The 17,173-nt window shown below is 70.8% G+C and carries 14 protein-coding genes and 3 pseudogenes; 7 read left to right on the top strand and 10 right to left on the bottom strand.

The window, feature by feature from the left end:
* Positions 1 to 358: 358 nt before the first annotated feature.
* The 5 genes and pseudogenes from HS99_RS46610 to HS99_RS14560 all read right to left on the bottom strand — a co-directional run bounded on the left by HS99_RS46610 (position 359) and on the right by HS99_RS14560 (position 2,817).
* Positions 359 to 757, bottom strand: coding sequence for a hypothetical protein (locus HS99_RS46610; protein WP_232543237.1), 399 nt, complete (start codon positions 755 to 757; stop codon positions 359 to 361).
* On the bottom strand, positions 757 to 927 hold the full coding sequence (locus HS99_RS46605) for a hypothetical protein (RefSeq protein ID WP_232543238.1): 171 nt from the start codon (positions 925 to 927) through the stop codon (positions 757 to 759). Before HS99_RS46605 ends, HS99_RS46610 begins: the two co-directional genes overlap by 1 nt.
* Before the next feature lie 462 nt (positions 928 to 1,389).
* On the bottom strand, positions 1,390 to 1,815 hold the full coding sequence (locus HS99_RS14570) for a DUF4267 domain-containing protein (protein WP_030555275.1): 426 nt from the start codon (positions 1,813 to 1,815) through the stop codon (positions 1,390 to 1,392).
* Between the two features lie 171 nt (positions 1,816 to 1,986).
* Positions 1,987 to 2,334 (bottom strand): annotated as a pseudogene (locus HS99_RS14565) (VOC family protein); the annotation flags it as partial.
* 132 nt (positions 2,335 to 2,466) lie between these two features.
* Positions 2,467 to 2,817 carry an antibiotic biosynthesis monooxygenase family protein gene (locus HS99_RS14560; RefSeq protein WP_030555175.1) on the bottom strand — a complete coding sequence of 117 codons (351 nt, stop codon included), beginning with the start codon at positions 2,815 to 2,817 and terminating at the stop codon, positions 2,467 to 2,469.
* Positions 2,818 to 2,946: 129 nt separating this feature from the next.
* Between HS99_RS14560 and HS99_RS14555 the strand changes: the two genes are divergently transcribed.
* The gene (locus HS99_RS14555; protein ID WP_030555177.1) at positions 2,947 to 3,528 is read left to right on the top strand and encodes a TetR/AcrR family transcriptional regulator; all 582 of its coding nucleotides are present in this window, start codon (positions 2,947 to 2,949) and stop codon (positions 3,526 to 3,528) included.
* A 12-nt stretch (positions 3,529 to 3,540) separates the two neighbouring features.
* Here the strand turns inward: HS99_RS14555 and HS99_RS48700 are convergent.
* Positions 3,541 to 3,827: pseudogene (locus tag HS99_RS48700) on the bottom strand (ATP-binding protein); the annotation flags it as partial.
* An 876-nt stretch (positions 3,828 to 4,703) separates the two neighbouring features.
* Here HS99_RS48700 and HS99_RS14545 point away from each other — a divergent pair.
* The 3 genes from HS99_RS14545 to HS99_RS14535 are packed head-to-tail and all read left to right on the top strand — an operon-like array spanning position 4,704 to position 7,905.
* On the top strand, positions 4,704 to 5,579 hold the full coding sequence (locus HS99_RS14545) for an alkaline phosphatase family protein (protein ID WP_030555181.1): 876 nt from the start codon (positions 4,704 to 4,706) through the stop codon (positions 5,577 to 5,579).
* A 2-nt stretch (positions 5,580 to 5,581) separates the two neighbouring features.
* Positions 5,582 to 6,889, top strand: coding sequence for an MFS transporter (locus HS99_RS14540; protein WP_030555183.1), 1,308 nt, complete (start codon positions 5,582 to 5,584; stop codon positions 6,887 to 6,889).
* Complete coding sequence (locus HS99_RS14535) at positions 6,886 to 7,905, top strand: TolB family protein (protein ID WP_030555185.1); 1,020 nt, start codon at positions 6,886 to 6,888, stop codon at positions 7,903 to 7,905. The genes HS99_RS14540 and HS99_RS14535 overlap by 4 nt, the downstream gene beginning before the upstream one ends.
* A 96-nt stretch (positions 7,906 to 8,001) precedes the next feature.
* Here HS99_RS14535 and HS99_RS42495 read toward each other — a convergent pair whose 3' ends face one another.
* A complete protein-coding gene (locus HS99_RS42495; protein ID WP_046385701.1) occupies positions 8,002 to 8,991 on the bottom strand; it encodes a helix-turn-helix domain-containing protein in 990 nt (329 codons plus the stop codon).
* A gap of 325 nt (positions 8,992 to 9,316) precedes the next feature.
* On the opposite strand from HS99_RS42495, the pseudogene HS99_RS44860 reads away from it, so the two are divergent.
* Positions 9,317 to 9,439: pseudogene (locus HS99_RS44860) on the top strand (DIP1984 family protein); the annotation flags it as partial.
* Between the two features lie 800 nt (positions 9,440 to 10,239).
* Here HS99_RS44860 and murJ read toward each other — a convergent pair.
* Positions 10,240 to 11,922: a murein biosynthesis integral membrane protein MurJ gene (gene murJ / locus HS99_RS14520; protein WP_030555190.1), complete on the bottom strand. Its 1,683-nt coding sequence runs from the start codon at positions 11,920 to 11,922 to the stop codon at positions 10,240 to 10,242.
* A gap of 190 nt (positions 11,923 to 12,112) precedes the next feature.
* Positions 12,113 to 12,517 carry a TetR-like C-terminal domain-containing protein gene (locus tag HS99_RS14515; RefSeq protein ID WP_078938572.1) on the bottom strand — a complete coding sequence of 135 codons (405 nt, stop codon included), beginning with the start codon at positions 12,515 to 12,517 and terminating at the stop codon, positions 12,113 to 12,115.
* 33 nt (positions 12,518 to 12,550) lie between these two features.
* Between HS99_RS14515 and HS99_RS14510 the strand changes: the two genes are divergently transcribed.
* Positions 12,551 to 13,777: an alpha/beta hydrolase family protein gene (locus tag HS99_RS14510; RefSeq protein WP_030555194.1), complete on the top strand. Its 1,227-nt coding sequence runs from the start codon at positions 12,551 to 12,553 to the stop codon at positions 13,775 to 13,777.
* Between the two features lie 466 nt (positions 13,778 to 14,243).
* Here the strand turns inward: HS99_RS14510 and HS99_RS14505 are convergent, their stop codons facing one another.
* Complete coding sequence (locus tag HS99_RS14505; protein WP_030555196.1) at positions 14,244 to 14,606, bottom strand: zinc-binding dehydrogenase; 363 nt, start codon at positions 14,604 to 14,606, stop codon at positions 14,244 to 14,246.
* A 355-nt stretch (positions 14,607 to 14,961) separates the two neighbouring features.
* On the opposite strand from HS99_RS14505, the gene HS99_RS14500 reads away from it, so the two are divergent.
* Entirely contained in the window at positions 14,962 to 17,169 is a 2,208-nt protein-coding gene (locus tag HS99_RS14500; protein ID WP_046385699.1) for an MMPL family transporter, read from the top strand.
* The last annotated feature ends 4 nt before the right edge of the window (positions 17,170 to 17,173 follow it).

The raw sequence follows: 17,173 nt of genomic DNA, 5'->3' as shown, positions 1-17,173 counted from the left end.
GGTGAGTCCGGAACACCCTCGGCAGGGCCTGGTGCCCGGCCGCGTTGACCTGCCGCTCCCACGCCGCGTGTGCGGCCTGGTCCGTGTTGGGTGGCGGTGGTGAGCACGATGACCGCCCCGGCCGGGCGCCACCTCCGGACCGACGGCTCCTCGGTGCGTCCCGGCTCCTCCACCGCGGAATGGGTCCGATCGCGCAAGCTCGGCCGGGTGGTCTCGTCACGTGCCGCGCACGGTCGGTGTCAGGGATGGCGCCACCACAACCTGAGAGCCACCTGTAGGGCTCTCACCAAACCCGCGACACGCGGAAAGCATTCCGCAGGAACAGCAACTCCCTCACCCCATCCGCGAAACCACCAGCTCAGAACCCCACCAGACAGAGCCGACCCACCCAGCCCACAACCTTCTCGACCAACCAGCGAAACCCCGGCCCACCCTCACCCAAGCCCGCGCTCGGGCCGGCGCCGTGCCGCAGATGCCTGCCCTCGGCGTCGGCCAGGAGCACCGAGACCAGGACCTCCTCCGGGGCCAGGTCCTCGATCGCGCGGGCCATGCCCTCCAGCACCTCGGTCAGGGGCGCTTGCCGGGCGATCTGCTCCAGCAACACGCGGTGCTCGGCGGTGAGCCGCTGGGCGTGCTTGATCTGGGTCGTCTCCACCCCGATGACCCGAACCCCCGTGACGTTGCCGCCGGCGTCCCGGCGCGGCTCGTAGGTGAAGTCGAAGAACGCCTCGCGCGCCGCAGCCGAAGAGCCGAGCATCACCGCGCCTCGCGCCCCACGTACCGCTGCCCGGTGCGGTAGACCCGGTCCAGCAAGGTGATGAAGCCCTGCTCGACCAGTTCGGGCATCAGCAGACCAAGCGGCTCCCCGGTGCGGATCCGCTGCGCGCCGCCGATCGCGGCGCAGAACGCGTCGTTGGCCGCCTCCACCGTGTGCGCGGGCCCTGCCAGGGGCGCGAAGACGGCCGTCGACTGGCCGACAGAGACCGAAGATCCTCTTGCTGCGGAGCGGGTGGGCGCGCAGTTCGGTGATGCGGCCCACCGCCCGGGCGTCGTGCGCGGCCAGGTCGATCACCGAGGGCTTGGGGTCGGCGAAGCAGACCGCGTCCACGGCGGCCACGTCGATGCCCTCGGTGAGCAGCCGGCTGTGGCAGAGGATGTCGCGCTCCTCGCCGGTGTGGGCCTTGCACTCCGCGAACGCGGCCCTCCGGTCCCGCGACGGCACCACACCATGTCCGACCCCTGCGCGCTCGGACGACACGCCGTGCTCTCAGGGGCGACTGGCGGAGCCGCTCCTCGTGGGCGCCATGCAGCCCTACCCGGACGTGCCGCCCCGGGCCGCCGCGTTACGCCCGATCGCCCGACCCGACGGAGACACGCGCCGAGGTGGCGCTACGCGGGCTGCGGGGCGGGCGGCGCGGAAGCCGCAGCGATCGTGCGGGTCTCACGCATGATCAGCAGGCCGTTGACCACCATGAGTGTCCCGGTCAGGCCGTGGACGCCGAGCGCGGTCGCCACGGAGCCGTGGTGGGCCAGCACGGTGGTCATGTCGCCGTACGCGGCGAGGGCCTCCACCAGCAGCGCCCAGCCCAGCGCCCTGCGATGGCCCGTCACCAGCAGGATGCCCAGGACCAGGGCCAGGACGACGTCGCGTATTCCCTTGATGATCAGGAACCCGCCACCGTCGCCGGACGGCCAGCTCGGCAGGCCGAAGCTCGGCGCCGTCGTCCCCGGGCTCAGGATGAACTCCCCGCCGAACCAGAGGATGAAGAGGATGAAGGCGGCGACCAGGACGGTGTTGATCTTCTTCAGTGACATTGCTCTGCTCCCTGCGAGGCTTGGTGAGCTTGTGAACTCGGTGAGTCTGGTGAGAACTCGGCGAGTCTCGTGCGGGGCCCGGTCAGCCGCCCGTTTCGCACGGGGCTGATCGAGCGGCAGCGCCGGGTCCGAGGCGGTTGGCGGCCCGGGGCGGGTGAGGATTTCCATGAGATGTCCGTCGGGGTCGCGGAAGTAGACGCCCCTGCGGCCTTCGATGTGCCTGCTGCGATAGATCTGCCCGCTCTCCTGGCACGCGGGATCGCCGTAGTGGGCGATCCCGCCGTGCTGGATGCGGGCGAGGGCCGCGTCGAACTCCTGGTCTCCCACCATGAACGCGTAGTGGTGCGGCTCGAAGTCGTCGAGCCGGTCGTAGTCCAGGCTGATTTGGTTGGCCAGCGTGACCGGTGTGAAGTGCGCCACCGGCGGATCGACCCTCAGGCCCAGGATGTCGGCCAGGAACTGGGCCGAGGCTTGCGGGTCACGGGCGGGCACGATGGTGTGGTTCAGTTCCACGAGCATAGTGACTCCTTTTCGGGTACGGCGGCTGCGCGTGGCGGGGTTGCTCGGTGGCCCGGCAGGGTGCCGGATGCGGTACCGCCCGGGGGAGGGCACGGCCTCTCCGCCCGTCCTCCCGCGGCTACGGCTCCGGCGTCATACCTCGATCTGCTCGAAGACGTGCGGGTACGACACGATGTCGTCGGGGAACTCGGCGGCCATGCGCTGGAACTCCGGGCTGCCGAACGCCGCGGCGAGAGCCCCGGTCGACTCCCAGACCGCGACGTTCATCAGGAGTCGACTGCCCGCTGTTCCCCTGTGCATCTGCAGGGAGACGAACCCCGGCTGAGCCTTCATGAACTCCGACTGCCTCCGAAAGAGGGTCAGGAACGCTTCGGTCCTTTCCTTCGGAACGACGAACGTGTTGGCCAGGACAACGGACCCGGTCTTCTCCCTGAACTGCGCGAACATCGACGTGTTCGGGTCCAGACTGTGCAGCTCGGCCATCTTCGGTACTCCCTCTCGCTTTCGGTCGTCACGCGTCCAGACATGCCAACGCTTGTTGGTCAACGCGTGTTGGCAAACGTAGAGCTGCGGCCCTGGACTGTCAACACGTGTTGGCCTACTGTTGTTGGCATGACCGGCAGCACGGAGAACCAGCAGGCCGCCCGGCGTTCCGACGCCACCCGCGCCACGATCCTCGCCGCCGCCCGCGAGCGGTTCGCGGCGGACGGCTACGAGAAGGCGACCATCCGGGCCATCGCGCGCGACGCGAACATCGACCCGTCGATGGTGATGCGCTACTACGGCAACAAGGCCGGCCTGTTCGCGGCGGCCGTCGCCATCGACCCCGGGCTGCCGAGCCTGTCCGTCGAACCGCGCGAGGCGATCGGCCGAACGCTGGTGCGCCACTTCCTCACCCTGTGGGAGGAGAACGGGGAGCTCACCGCGCTGATCCGGGTCGGCGCCACCGACCCGGCCGCCGCCGAGCGCATGCAGAGCGTCCTCCGGGAGCAGCTGATCCCGCTCGCCCGCCGGGTGGGCCCGGCACCGGAGCAGGCGCCGGCGCGGGCGGCACTGTGCGCTTCGGCCGTGCTGGGGCTCGCGCTGACCCGCTACGTACTACGGTTCCCCGAGAGCATGGCACTCGGCCACAACGAGATCGTCGACTGGCTCGGGCCCACGCTTCAGCGCTACCTCACCGCACCCACCCCCTGACCAACGCACTCAGCGCAGGGCGGCCAGGTCGCGGATCTGGGCCGCGGGCGGCTTCGGGGAGGCGGTGAAGTCGAACTCCTCCAGGGTGACCTGCTGTTCGAACTTCGCTTTCTGCTGGCGCCGTTGGAATGCGACGGTCTCGCGGCGGGTGATCTCGTCCTGGCAGAGGACCTGCAGGAAGTCCAGGTGGCCGAGTTCGCCGCCGTGGGCCTGGATCAGCCGCGCGTCGAGTTCTCCAGCATCCCGGACAGTCGCAGGACCTTGAGTGACTTGCGCAGGGCGGTGTCCATCACGCTCATCGACGGCCTCCTCCTCGGCGTCATCGCGGCCCGGGGTGCCCTCGGGCTCGCCGGCGATCCGGGAGGGGATGCTCGCGGCGAACAGGCCCTCGGGCCCGTGAAGGAAGGCCGCGGCCCCGGCGTCGCCGGTCTCCGGCTCGGGGTCGGTCTCGGTGCCCCGCGATCAGGATGCCCTTGACGGTCAGGCCGCCAAGTTCGCCCGCACCTGGGCGATCCTGGGTGAACGTCCAAACCCCCCACACCGACAGTGCCGAAGTAGCCCGGCTGCGTCGTCAGGCGAAGTGTTCGTTCCACCGACCTGACGGTGCGACAGGCAGATGCCGCCCCAGTCGAGATCCACCACGTGCGAGACGCCACCTTCGCCGAGGACGCCCGGCGGGCCACTACCCACTACCACTACCGCTGGCCGTGATGGGACGAGAGTGTCGCCCTGCGCCGCCACAGCGGTCAACGCGCTTGGAATTCCGCATGGTTGACGGTGGAGAGCCGCTTCCCGAGGACCGCCCGCGGGGCCGCTGAACTGCGGCACGACGCCCGCCCCGGCCCTCGGGGCGGCCAATTCTGTGGATTCGCCAGTCGAGTGGCCCTGCCGCCCCGGGACGGAGCGTCGCGCTGGGGAATCCACAAAATTGGCCGTTGCCGCAGGACCGTGATCCAGCCGCCGGCCCCTCACCACAGGTCTGCGGCATCCACACAGTTGGCGGCCGTTCGACAACAGCAACTCACTTGCCAACCAGCGGCGTTGACACCCACTCGGCGCTGCGGGACCGTCGACCCCTGCCGACGGCCCGGCACCCCGCACCCGGTGTGTCCGCCGTCCGCACCGGCGAGCCGCGCCGGAAACCCCAACCCCCCACCCCCTTCCCGGAGACAGACATGCCCTTCCCCACCGCCCGTTCCCGCACCACGCTCGTCCTGGCCGCCGCGGTGGCCGGCGCGACCACAGCCGCCGCGCTCACGGCCGGCACCAGCGCCTCGGCCGCCGCCACCCTCCCCTCGCCCGACCACATCGTCGTGGTAATGCTGGAGAACCACGCCTACGGGCAGATCATCGGCAGTTCGGACGCCCCCTTCCTCAACTCGCTCGCCACCGGAGGTGCCCTGCTCAAGGCCTCATACGGGATCACCCACCCCAGCCAGCCGAACTACTTCGCGGTGTTCTCCGGCAGCACCCAGGGAATCACCGACGACTCCTGCTACTCCCCCGGCTTCAGCAAGGCGCCCAACCTGGCGTCCGAGCTGAGCGCGGCCGGAAAGAGCTGGGGCAGCTACAGCGAAGCCCTGCCCAGCCAGGGGTCCACCACCTGCAGCAGCGGCAACTACGCCCGCAAGCACGCCCCCTGGGTGGGCTTCGGCAACATCCCCGGCTCCACCGAGCACACCTTCGCGCAGTTCCCCTCGGACTACGGCACACTGCCCAAGGTCTCCTTCGTCATCCCCGACCTCTGCGGCGACATGCACAACTGCTCGGTGGGCACCGGGGACTCCTGGCTGAAGAACAAGCTGGGCGGCTACGCCTCCTGGGCCAGGAGCCACAACAGCCTGCTGGTCGTCACCTACGACGAGGACGATCGCAACAGCGGCAACCACATCCCCACCCTGATCTACGGACAGCCCGCCAGGGCGGGTGCCACCAGCAGCACCTCGTACAACCACTACGACCTGCTGCACACCCTGGAGGACCTGGCCGGCACCGGCGCACACGCCGGCAAGTCCACCTCGGCCACCGACATCACCGGCGTCTGGAACTGACCGTGTACCTCGCGGACAGCCGTCACACCCCAGTGTCCGACACCGCCCCGGCCCCACGGCCGGGGCGGCCCGCGCGGATCGCCACCACCGTGCTCGCGCTCGGGACCGTCAGCCTCGTCACGGACGTCTCCTCCGAGATGGTCACCGCCGTGCTCCCGCTCTACCTGGTCACCGTCATGGCCGTGTCCCCCCTGGGATTCGGCGTGCTGGACGGCGTCTACAACGGCGCGACCGTCGTGATCCGGCTGCTCGGCGGGCTGCTCGCCGACCGGCCTGGCGGGCACGACGCCCACGGCCACGGCACCGACGGTCACGGGCGGCACAAGGCCGTCGCGGCCGCCGGTTACGGGCTCTCGGCGCTGTGCAAACCGGCGCTGCTGCTCGCCCGCACCACACCGGTGCTCGGCCTGGTCCTCGCCGTGGACCGGGCCGGCAAGGGGCTGCGCACCGCCCCGCGCGACGCGCTGATCTCCCTGTCCGCCCCGCCCGAGCGCCGCGCCCGCGCGTTCGGCGTGCACCGGGCGATGGACACCGTCGGGGCGCTGGCCGGACCGCTGCTGGCATTCCTGATCCTGCGCGCCGCCCCGGGCGGCTACCACGCGGTCTTCACGGTCAGCGCCTGCGTCGCGGCGCTCGGCGTCCTGGTGCTCGTCCTGTGCGTGCCCGCCCGCCCCGGGGGCATGGTCGGCGGCGTACTCCCGCTGCCGGCCGGACGGCCTGTCGCCCGGCTGCTGCGCCTGCCCGGCCTGCGGCGGGTCTGCCTGTGCGCGGCACTGCTCGGACTCGCCACCCTCAGCGACTCCTTCGTCTACCTGTTCGCCCAGCGGCGCCTGGGCCTGCCGGCCGGCTGGTTCCCGCTGCTGCCGCTCGGCACGGCCGCGGTCTACCTGCTGCTCGCGGTACCGCTGGGTGCGGCCGGTGACCGGTACGGCCGGCGGCGGGTGTTCGTCCTGGGGCACCTGGCGCTGCTGTCCGGGTACGCACTCCTGTTGCTGCGCCCGGCCGGCGGGCTGCCGGTCGCCGCGGTCGTCCTCACCCTGCACGGCCTGTTCTACGCCGCGACCGACGGGATGCTCGCGGCCGCCACGGCCGCCGTCGTGCCCGCGTCCCGGCAGGGGGCCGGCCTGGCGCTGGTCAGCACGGGCCAGGCCGCCGGCCGCTTCGGCTGCTCGCTGACGGTGGGGGTGCTGTGGGCGCGGTGGGGGGACGGCGCGGCCCTGGCGGCGATGACGGCCGCGCTGGCCGGGGCGGTGGCCGTGGCGGCGTACGTGCTGCGGCCGGGCCCGGCGCGCGGGAAGGAGGCGGCGTGAGCGGCGGGCGCAGGTTCCTCGTCCTGCTCGCGGCGGTCGCGCTGCTGGCGGCGACCGGCACGCTGGCGGTGCTGCACGCCGCCGGGCAGGCCCGCGGCGCCCGGGCGGACGGGCCGCCGGTGCGGGCCGGGACGGTGACGCTCGGCGCCCAGCCGGACGGCCCCCGCCTGGTATTCCGCAGCATGACCTGGGGCCCCGACCGCGACGAGCTGGCCTCCGTCCCGCTCCGGCACCCGGACGACACCCGCACCGCGGCGTCCGCCCCCACCTGTCTGCGCTTCCACGCGGCGGCGGGAACCGGAATCTGCCTGCAGGCGGTATACGGGCTCGTCCAGGACGGCTACCGCGCCGTGGTCCTGGACGCGGCCCTGCACGAGGTGCGCCACTACGACCTGGCCGGGATACCGACCCGTGCCCGGGTGTCGCCCTCCGGACACCTGGTGGCGTGGACGGTCTTCCTCAGCGGGGACTCCTACGCCGGCGGCTCCTTCTCCACCCGCACCTCCGTCCTGGACACCCGCACCTGGACGCTCCAGGAGAACCTGGAGGACGACGCCGTCACCCTCGACGGCGCGCCCTACCGCTCTCCGGACGTCAACGTCTGGGGCGTGACCTTCGCCGACGACGAACGGTTCTACGCCACCGTGGCCACCGGCGGCCGCACCTACCTGGCCGCCGGCGACGTCACCCGCCGCACGCTCACCACCGTGCACGGCAACGTCGAGTGCCCCTCGCTGTCCCCCGACGGCACCCGGATCGCGTACAAGAAGCGCGTGCCCGGCCTGCCGGACGACGCGCCCTGGCGGCTGTACGTGCTGGACCTGCGGACCATGGCGGAGAGCGCCACCGCCGAGCAGCGCGACGTCGACGACCAGGCGCTGTGGCTGGACGGGCGGACCCTCGCGTACGCACTGCCGGGCGACGACGGCACCGACGTGTGGAGCGTCCCGGCCGACGGATCCGGGGCGCCCGCCCTCCTGGTGCACGCCGCCCTGGCACCGGCCGTCGTCCGCTGACACCGCCCTTCGACACCCCTGACGTGTCGTCAACCGTGCTTCGGCGGGGCGACGTACATGCGGCGCCCTGCCGAAGGCCGCTCCCGGCCGGGGTGGTCAGCCGGCCCGCGGCGGCACCGGCGCGAGGTCCTCGTTCCACTCCCACGACAGCCCGTAGATGCCGGGGGTGACGTCCGGGAACACGGCACAGGCATGGCCGACCGGGGAGACCCTCAGCTGTTCGTCGCTGGACGGCGGCGCGTCGTGCTGCGGGCGCCAGAGCGCGGTGCACCCGGCCGGAAGGTCCGCCGGGTCGAAGAGCGCCCGCAGGACCAGGTTCTTCCCGGGGAAGCGCACCATGCGCTGGTAGTGGGTGGCGACCTGCTTCGAGGGATAGGCGTAGCTGTACTCGACGACCGTGCACTGCCCGGGCCCGAGCACCAGGTCGAGGAGCAACTCCGCTGCGGCCAGGCCGCGTTCGCGGTCCACCCGGCGCCTCCCGAGTCGGCAGCCGACCAGGTCGGACAGGCCGAGGTCGGCACCGGCGGACATCTCGGGCTTGGCCTGGGTGAGCAGGATCAGCCGGTCGACGCCCGCGGCCAGGGCACGGACCACCTGCACGATGTCCACCCGGCGCTCCTCCCGCCGCGCGCCGATGTGCACGTCGACCCGGGTGTGCAGGGTCTCCAGCCGGGCGTTGGTGCGCGGGTCGAGGTCGGCCAGGACGCCTTCCACGGCTGGATCGCCGAAGGTGCTGGCGTAGTCGAGCGAACCAGGGACGTGCTCCACCCAGCGCCCGCGTGGACGGCGCGGGCCGAGCAGGACAACCAGTTCGTCCCGGTGCAGGCCCAGCACCTCCTCCAGCACCCGCACCGCCGCCAGCGAGTCCGGCCGTTCGGGTCTGCTGCGGCCGCGCTGCCAGTAGCTCAGGCTGGAGACGCTGACCTGAACGCCACGCCGGTCGAGGCGACGCTGGATCCCTTCCAGGCTCAGCCCGCTGGCGCGGATCGCCGTGCGCAGCGCGAGGTCGAACGGCCCGGTGCGCAGGGCCTGGAGGAGTTCGGGGCGACGCGCGGGGCCGACGGGCCGAAAGGGTGGACCGGGCACGGTGTCCTCACTCTCCCCGGAGACCACTGCCGGGCGGCGGTCGCTCCGGCGGAGTCCCACGATGGCAGCGAAATCTACCGCCGGACGGCACCTCGGGAACCCCTGCTCGCAGATCCTTCACCTCCTCCGTCCGTCACCCGACCGGTCGATGTGGTCCTGGGGTATGCCTGTTGAAGTCCACGAAGCCGCGCCACATGTCCCGACCGAACGGGACGAGTTCCTGCAGCGCGCCGCCCTGTCCGGCGCTGATGTCGATCGAGCAGTCAGGCCGCGCGTTTACGCAAAGGCTCACGTGGGGGGCCGGCCGCCGGGCTTCGACGAGAGGATCCTCTCCGCGCTGCCGGTCGCCGAGCTCCGCGCTCAGGCGGACGTCCTGGCCAAGGAGATCCGCGAGGTGGACACCTTGATCCAGCGCACCAACTGGGAGATCGACCTGGTCGAGGACTGACCCCACAAGCTGGGTGTGGGAAGCAGGTAGTCGTCATGGAGGCGTGCACACACCGCGGCCGGCGGTTTATCCGGCCCTGGCGCGTGAAGAGCAACGCAGGGGTTCAACTCCCCACCAACAGTGCAGCTCAGCATCGCGTACAGGTGACAGGGCACAACGCACAGCTCACCACCATGTGCAGATCCGGACGACGAGGGCGGGAACGGGGCGCCCACACCCGGTGCGGGGGCCGTGCACACACGGCGGGGCCGACCAGCGGTACGGCGGACGCCGAGGTCGACGCGGGACAGCCGGCTCCCCACCGACGACCACGACCACGAGCAGCGACCCAAGCGACCCACACAGCCGTCGAAGGCGGGCGGCCGCCCGGACGTCGGCATGATGACTCGCGCGAGCCATCCCCCGACGACGCCGGGGCAGCCGGGTGTTACTGGGGGATCCAGCCCCGGAACTCGAGGTACTGGATGTCGGCGTCCTCAACCGCGCGGCCGGTCTCCACCAGCATGGCCTCGGTGACGACGCGTGGTGCTCGGCGACCCGCTGGGACCACCCGGCGGCGTCGAACCCGCCCGTGGAGGAACTGCCGTAGGTGCGTTCCTCCGTGCCGTCCGCCGCGCGGGACGAAGCCGCGGCGCAGGCCCGGGGGGTCCTCCATCGAGCCGGGCGCCCGGGGCGGGCGCGGTCACACTCCCCGCCCGGCGCCCGGAGCGTACGGCGCGCGGTTCAGGATCGGGGCGGCAAGGTCGCGGCGTCGGTGCGGGAAAGATCTGCCGGTATGTCACGCGCCCCGCGGTTACTGGTCAGCCCAGGCCGGGCAGACTCCGCAGTTCCGAGACGCGGAGCAGGCGGGCCAGCAGCACGAACAGCACCAGCATCGTGACACCGCCGGCAGCCAGCGCCAGAACAGAGCCCACGACCGGAGCCGGGACGGCACCGGAGCAGATGCGTGCCACCGCCCAGCCGACGGCGCTGGCGGCCCCCGCCGCAGCCATGAGTTTCCCGTACGTACGCACGAGCCGCTTACCGTCCAGGCGGCCTTCCAAACGGCGTCGCAGTTTCAGCCCGGTGACGAGCAGACCGCCGGCGTAGGACGCTGCATAGGCGGCTGCCATGCCGATGACGACCCAGCGCGGGGGCAGGAAGAGGTGGCAGCCAGTAGCCAGGATGATGTCGAGGCCGGAAATCCAGACCGCCATCCAGAAGGGGGTGCGGGTGTCCTCGAACGCATAGAAGCCGCGCAGCAGCAGGTACTGGGCGGAGAAGGGGACCAGGCCGAGTGCGAAGGCCTGCAGCATCTGGCCGAGCGGCTGCGCCGAGGCCGCTCCGCTGCTGCTGTAGGAGAACATCACTGTGGCGATCTGCGGCCCGAAGGCCAAGAAGAAAAAGGCGGCCGGCACGATCGCCACACCGGTGACCCGCAGGCCGCGCGACAGGTCCTCGCGGACGTCGCCCAGGCGATGCTCGGCCACCGCTCGGCTCATCCGCGGCAGCATCGCGGTGACCAGGGACACCGTGATGATGCCCTGCGGGAGCATCCAGATGTTCTGCGCGAAGAAGTAGGCGCTGTTCCCCGCGCCGGCCTTCTGCAAGACTGCGTCCACCGCGTTGGCGTAGCGCGTCACCACAGTCAGGGCGACCTGGTTGACCAGCACGAACAGCAGGGTCCAGCGCGCCGCGGCCACGCTCTTGCCCAGGCCCGTGCCGCGCCAGTCAAAGCGCGGGCGCCACCTGAACCCTGTCCCGGCGAGATACGGGATCAAGCAGACAGCCTGCAGGGCGATCCCGATCGTGGTGCCGATCCCCAGCAGCCGCACCTCGGCCGGTGTCACGGACGCGGCGTCACCGGGGGCCGGCACGAGCCACCGGTACAGGCCGAACATGGTGATCAACACGATGTTGTTCAGGACGGGCGTCCACATCATCGCTCCGAACTTTCCGCGGGCGTTGAGGATCTGGCCCAGCATGAAGAAGAGCCCGTAGAAGAAGATCTGCGGCAGCAGGAACCGGGCGAAGGCCACCGTCAACTCGAACACCTGGTGATTGTCCGGCGTATCCGGCATGTAGAGACCCACGATCCACGGAGCGAGCACCACGCCGACGACGGTCCCGACCGCAAGCACGCTCAGCACCAAGGTGACCAACCGCTGCTCGTGGGCCTGACCGCCATCAGCGTGCTCGGTACGCGCCCGGACAAGCTGCGGCACGAGCACCGAGTTCAGCGCACCACCGATCAACAGCGTGTAGAGGCTGGTTGGCAGGGTGTTCGCAGTGTTGTACGCGCCCCCGACCGCCAGCGTGCCCAGCGCGGCGGCCTGCAGCGTCAATCGGAACATCCCCGTACCGCGTGACACCACGCTGCCCGCCGCCATCAATGCGGACGAGCACAGCAAGCCCCCGGACGCGGCCCCCGAACGACGCCTCGCGTGACGACGCCGCCCAGAAAGATCCGTCTCCGTGGCTGCTGTGCTCCCTTGATCAACCATGGCCTCAACTCTAGAACGCGAAGATCACTTCGGAGACTGGTGTCGAAAAACGATCGACTGCCGACACTCGGCTCCGTGATCACGAACCCGCAGGTGGGCAGTGTCGGCAACTCGCGTCGACAATTGACGTCGGTGAACGGCCCGGTCGCGTTCCCGGGTCAGCGCGAAGTCGCCGCCGCGGTAGGAGGCCTTAAGCCGTGCCCGTGGTGCCGAGCAGTCTGTCTACGAGGACTTCCGGGTAGCCGGTGGCCGGCGGGTCGATGCCGAAGATCGCCCGCAGGTAGAACGGTGCGACGAGTTGGTCGAGGATCTGCTCCAGGGGTGGTGGGCTCTCGCCCCGGGCCGTGGCCCGCTGGCGGATCTGCTCGATGGAGTGCATCCGGCGCCGGAAGTGCTGCGCACGCTCGTCCTGGGCCTGGGGGCTGTTCGGCATGGACAGGATGACAGCGCGCACGAGGGCGCGTCCTTCGGGTGTGCGGATGCTCGCGACGCTGGCTTCGGCCCAGGCGAGGAGGTCGCCGCGCAGGCTGCCGGCGTCGTTGAGCGGTGAGTCGCGTTCGCCCGGGGGTCTACAGTTCCCGCAGCAAGCACAGATCCGTGCTTACCGTTTTCGAGGAGAGTGTGGGCGATGAAGCAGCTGCTGTTCCCGAACAACATCCAGTTCTGGTACGAGACCCTGCGGTCGATGAGTCACATCGCCTACGGCGGAGCGGACTTCGGTGAGGTCGTCTCCACCGGCGAGCGCATCGTCGAAGGCGACTACAACAGCTGGTACACGGAGTGGCTGGCCACCGCCGACCGCGTGTCCGGCGAGGCGGAGAAGGCACTGAAGGCCGGTCACCGGGTCAGCGCCCGGGACGGGTTCCTGCGAGCGTCGAACTACTACCGGTCGGCCGAGTTCTTCCTGCACGGTCACCCGTGCGATCCGCGTCACGACAAGGCCTACAACCGGAGCGTGGCCTGCTTCCGGGCGGCGGCGGCTCTGTTCACCACCCCACGCATCGAGCCGGTCGAGATCCCCTACGAGGGCACCACGCTGCCGGGCTACCTGTACCGCGTCGACGGCTCCGGCGCTCCCCGGCCGACGCTGATCATGCACAACGGCTTCGACGGCACAGCCGAGGAGCTGCACTTCTTCGGGGCGATGGCCGGTGTCGAGCGCGGCTACAACGTGCTGGTCTTCGACGGCCCCGGCATGCCCGGGCCGCGGCACCACCAGGGCCTGGTCTTCCGCCCCGACTGGGAGAACGTCATCACTCCCGTCGTGGACTTCGCCGAGACCCTCCCCGAGGTCGACAACCGCCGGATCGCGCTCCTCGGCATCAGCATGGGCGGCATCCTTGCCCCGAGGGCCGCCGCGTTCGAGCGCCGCCTGGCCGCGCTGATAGCCGTCGACGGCCTCTACGACCTCGGCCAGACCTCGGTCCGCAACATCCCCGGCACCCGTGAGGAAGCCGAACGGCTCCTGCGCGCCGAGCACGCCCCCGAGCTCGACTCCGCCCTCGAGCAGATCATGGCCAAGGACCCGATCGCCCGCTGGGCCATCAACCACGGCATGTACGTCATGGGCGTGGACACCCCCCGCGCCTTCAACGCCTCCTACCTCGACTACACCCTCGCCGGCGGCACCGCCGAGAAGATCCAGTGCCCCACCCTCGTCTGCGACGCCGAGGAGGACATGTTCTTCAAGGGCCAGCCCGAGCAGCTCTACGACCACCTCACCTGCCCCAAGACCCTCATGGTCTTCACCACCGAGGAAGGCGCTGGCGCCCACTGCCACCCCGGCGCCATGCGCCTGTCCATCGCCCGCATCTACAACTGGCTCGACGACATCCTCGCCAACACCAGCGCCTGAGACCCCGGCCCACCAGACACCGCCGCGAGCCCCGCCTACCCGAATCCGCTGAAGGACCTCTGAAGACAGGGGGTCCCTGCTCGTGTACGAGGGGCCCAGGACCGCCTTCGCGAGGAGCGCGGTCCCGGTCGAATCGCCGACGCCACCGGCAAGGGCAACTTCTACCGCCTCGCCGATCACGGCATGAACGGCGCGTACTGCATGGACGGCGCCGTCCACCACGCCTTCGAAACCGTGGCCGCCGCCGTCCTCGCCCGCTGACACCCGCACGCCGGCATCTGGAAGGCCAGCTCATGAAGCACAGCACCGCCCCCGACGGGGTCCTCGGCCCGATCAAGCGTGCTGGTATGCCCGACTGTTCCGAAGTGCTGAGTTCGGCCCAGGCATTGTCCGGCCAGTCTCTCGGTAGGGCGAGATATACCAGCGCAGCAGCAAGCACCTACCGGCTGCTTTCCATACCCCGTGCCTACGGGATGACGAGTAGCTTGCCGGTGGTACGCCGAGCCTCCAGATCGCGGTGAGCTTGGGCGACCTCGGCGAGCGGGTAGCGGGCCGTCACGGTGGTCTCAAGCGCCTTGGTGCGCACCAATTCAAGCACGTCGGCGGCGCGTCGGAGCAGCTCGGACCGATCGGCGATGAAGTGCCCGAGGCTTGGACGAATCAGGGTCAGCGAACCGCCCTGGGCGAGCCGGATGGGGTCGAAGGGCGGCACTGCACCACTCGCGGCGCCGAAGAGCACCAGGTGGCCGCGGGTTCGCAGGCTGGCGAGGCTCGCATCGAAGGTGTCCCTGCCAACGCCGTCGACATGAAGCCGGCCGTTCCGCGGCAACTGCCCTGGCGCCCGAGGCTGCGGCCGAGCATCGTTCAGCGGGCCAGCTCAGGAGGTTCGGTGGGCCTGTCGAAGGAGGTCCGGCGTGTCACCGCGGAGGAGCCTGCTCCGCCTGGCGCCACGCCCACCGCGCGCCTGCTCTACAACCCCTCCGGCAGTGACGCGGGCACCGACGAGTACAAGGGGAGGCCGCGCTACTACGAGCTGATCGCCGACGGCCAGGCCCAGGCCGTGGTCACCACCGTCACCCATCAACGGCGGCGACGCCTCCCCCCGCCGTCCACTGACTGGTGGACCTCAGGTTCAACCGGCTGGGCGTGTCGGGTTCTGCCCTTGGCAGACCAGGATCTCGGATATGAGTCAACTCCCTGTGCGGATAGCCCGATGGAGCGCCCGGCACGCGTGGCGTGCGATCGCCGGCTGGTTCGCGTTCGTCGTCCTCTGCCTCGGCATCGGTATCGCGGTCGGCTCCCACGAGGCCACCACTGAGGACTACCGGGTCGGTGAGGCGGGACGGGCCGAGGCGATCGCCGGCTCGGCCGGCATGCAGCAGCAGCCGACCGAACAGGTCATCATCCACGCCAGGTCCGGACCGCTGGACACCGCCGCCGCCGCTTCGGCGGCGCAGGACCTCACCGAGCGGATGCGCAAGCTTCCCGAGGTGCAGGGCGTGGCAGCTCCGGTCAGTTCCAAGGACGGCCAGGTCGTCAGGGTTCCGGTGGTCCTCAACGGCCCCGAGCTGGACGGCAAGAAGAACGTCGGCCCGCTCCTCGCACAGACGGCGAAGGTCCAGGACGGCCACCCGAACCTCGTCGTGGAGGAGACCGGCTCCCCGTCCATCAGCAAGGGCGTCAACGACCAGCGCGGGAAGGACCTCGCGCTGTCCGAGCGCATCACCCTGCCGGTCACGCTCATCACGCTGCTGATCGTCTTCGGATCGGTGGTCATGGCCGGCGTGCCGCTGCTGCTCGCGCTCTCCTCGATCACCGCCGCCCTGGGACTGTCGATGGTCGCGTCCCATCTGCTGCCCGACCCAGGGGTCGGGACCAACATGATCCTCCTCATCGGCCTGGCGGTGGGCGTCGACTACACGCTCTTCTACCTCAAGCGCGAACGCGAGGAACGGTCCCGCGCCGGCGGGCGGCTCAGCTCCGAGGCCCTGGTGGAACTGGCGGCGGCGACCGCGGGCCGGGCCATCGTGGTCTCCGGTCTCGCCGTGATCGTCTCCACCGCGACCCTCTACCTGGCCACGGACGTCATCTTCTCCTCGCTGGCGACGGGCACGATCCTGGTCGTGGCGGTCGCCGTGGCCAGCTCCCTGACCGCGCTTCCCGCGCTCCTGGTGAAGATCGGCCGCCGCACCGAGCTGCGTGCGGCCCGCCGCGCGGCCCGCGGCAAGCCGGTCCGCACCAAGCGGGCCGAGGCCGAGACGGGCCGGGTGTTCGACGCCCTACTGACGCCCGCGCGACGCCACCCCGCCCTCACGCTGGGCGTATCAACGCTGGTCATGCTCGCCCTGGCGGCACCCGCGCTCGGCCTCGAGCTCGTCGACCCGGGCAAGGACACCTTCTCCCGCGACATCCCCGCCATGCAGGTCCACGACCGGCTGAACACGGCCTTCCCGGAACTCCTGGTGAAGCACGTGGTCGTCGCCCGCTCCACACCGGACCGAGCGGCCGAGGTGCAGCACGCCCTGACGGATCTCGGCCGACGGTCGCAGGCCGATCCGCTGTTCGCCAGGGACGCCGGGCCGACGGTGCGCACCTCGCCCGACGGCCGGGTCAGCGTGCTGGAGCTGGCCGTCCCGTTCCCCGCACCCTCCGCCGAGGCGATCGCGTCACTCGACCACATCCGCAGGGACTATCTGCCCGCTACCGCCGGCAGGCTGCCCGGCGTGGAGACGGCGGTGACCGGTGACGTGGCCCGAGGCCGCGACTACGTGGACCACGAGAACGGCAAACTGCCGCTGGTCATGGGGTTCCTGCTGCTGGCGACCCTCGTGATGACCGTGTGGGCATTCAGCTCCGTCGTCATCGGCCTGATCGGCGTCGCCCTCAACCTGCTGTCCGCCGGAGCCTCGCTCGGCCTGCTGGTCGTGTTCTTCCAGGGCACGTGGGCCCAGGACCTCCTTTCCTTCCACTCCCTCGGTGCCATCGCGTCCCGGGTACCGCTGTTCCTCTTCGTGATCCTCTTCGGCCTGTCGATGGACTACCAGGTCTTCGTGGTCAGCCGGATCCAGGAGGCCATGCGGAACGGGATGTCGGCCCGCGAGGCGGTACTGGACGGCATCAGCCGGTCGGCCAAGGTGGTGACCAGCGCGGCCATCGTGATGGTGACGGTGTTCGGTGCCTTCGTCGCCCTGCACCTCACCGAGATGAAGCAGATGGGCTTCTGCCTGGCGGTGGCCGTCCTCCTGGACGCCGTCGTCATCCGGCTCATGGTCCTGCCCTCACTCCTGCTGCTCCTCGGCGAGCGGGCGTGGTGGCCGCTGCGCCCGGTCCGTCCGGCGCGACGGGCGCACGCCGCCGTCCCCCGTCCCGGCGTGCCGCAGGACGTAGGCTGACGAT

It is taken from the genome of Kitasatospora aureofaciens, assembly GCF_001188955.3.
GTDB lineage: Bacteria > Actinomycetota > Actinomycetes > Streptomycetales > Streptomycetaceae > Kitasatospora > Kitasatospora aureofaciens.
This window is presented reverse-complemented; position numbering and strand designations above follow the sequence as displayed.

Coding starts and splice junctions, on each gene's coding strand:
- HS99_RS14555 (WP_030555177.1), top strand. CDS start 2,947: ATGACCGGCAGCACGGAGAACCAGCAGGCCGCCCGGCGTTCCGACGCC.
- HS99_RS14510 (WP_030555194.1), top strand. CDS start 12,551: ATGAAGCAGCTGCTGTTCCCGAACAACATCCAGTTCTGGTACGAGACC.
- HS99_RS46610 (WP_232543237.1), bottom strand. CDS start 757: ATGCTCGGCTCTTCGGCTGCGGCGCGCGAGGCGTTCTTCGACTTCACC.
- HS99_RS14570 (WP_030555275.1), bottom strand. CDS start 1,815: ATGTCACTGAAGAAGATCAACACCGTCCTGGTCGCCGCCTTCATCCTC.
- HS99_RS14560 (WP_030555175.1), bottom strand. CDS start 2,817: ATGGCCGAGCTGCACAGTCTGGACCCGAACACGTCGATGTTCGCGCAG.
- HS99_RS14500 (WP_046385699.1), top strand. CDS start 14,962: ATGAGTCAACTCCCTGTGCGGATAGCCCGATGGAGCGCCCGGCACGCG.
- HS99_RS14545 (WP_030555181.1), top strand. CDS start 4,704: ATGCCCTTCCCCACCGCCCGTTCCCGCACCACGCTCGTCCTGGCCGCC.
- murJ (WP_030555190.1), bottom strand. CDS start 11,922: ATGGTTGATCAAGGGAGCACAGCAGCCACGGAGACGGATCTTTCTGGG.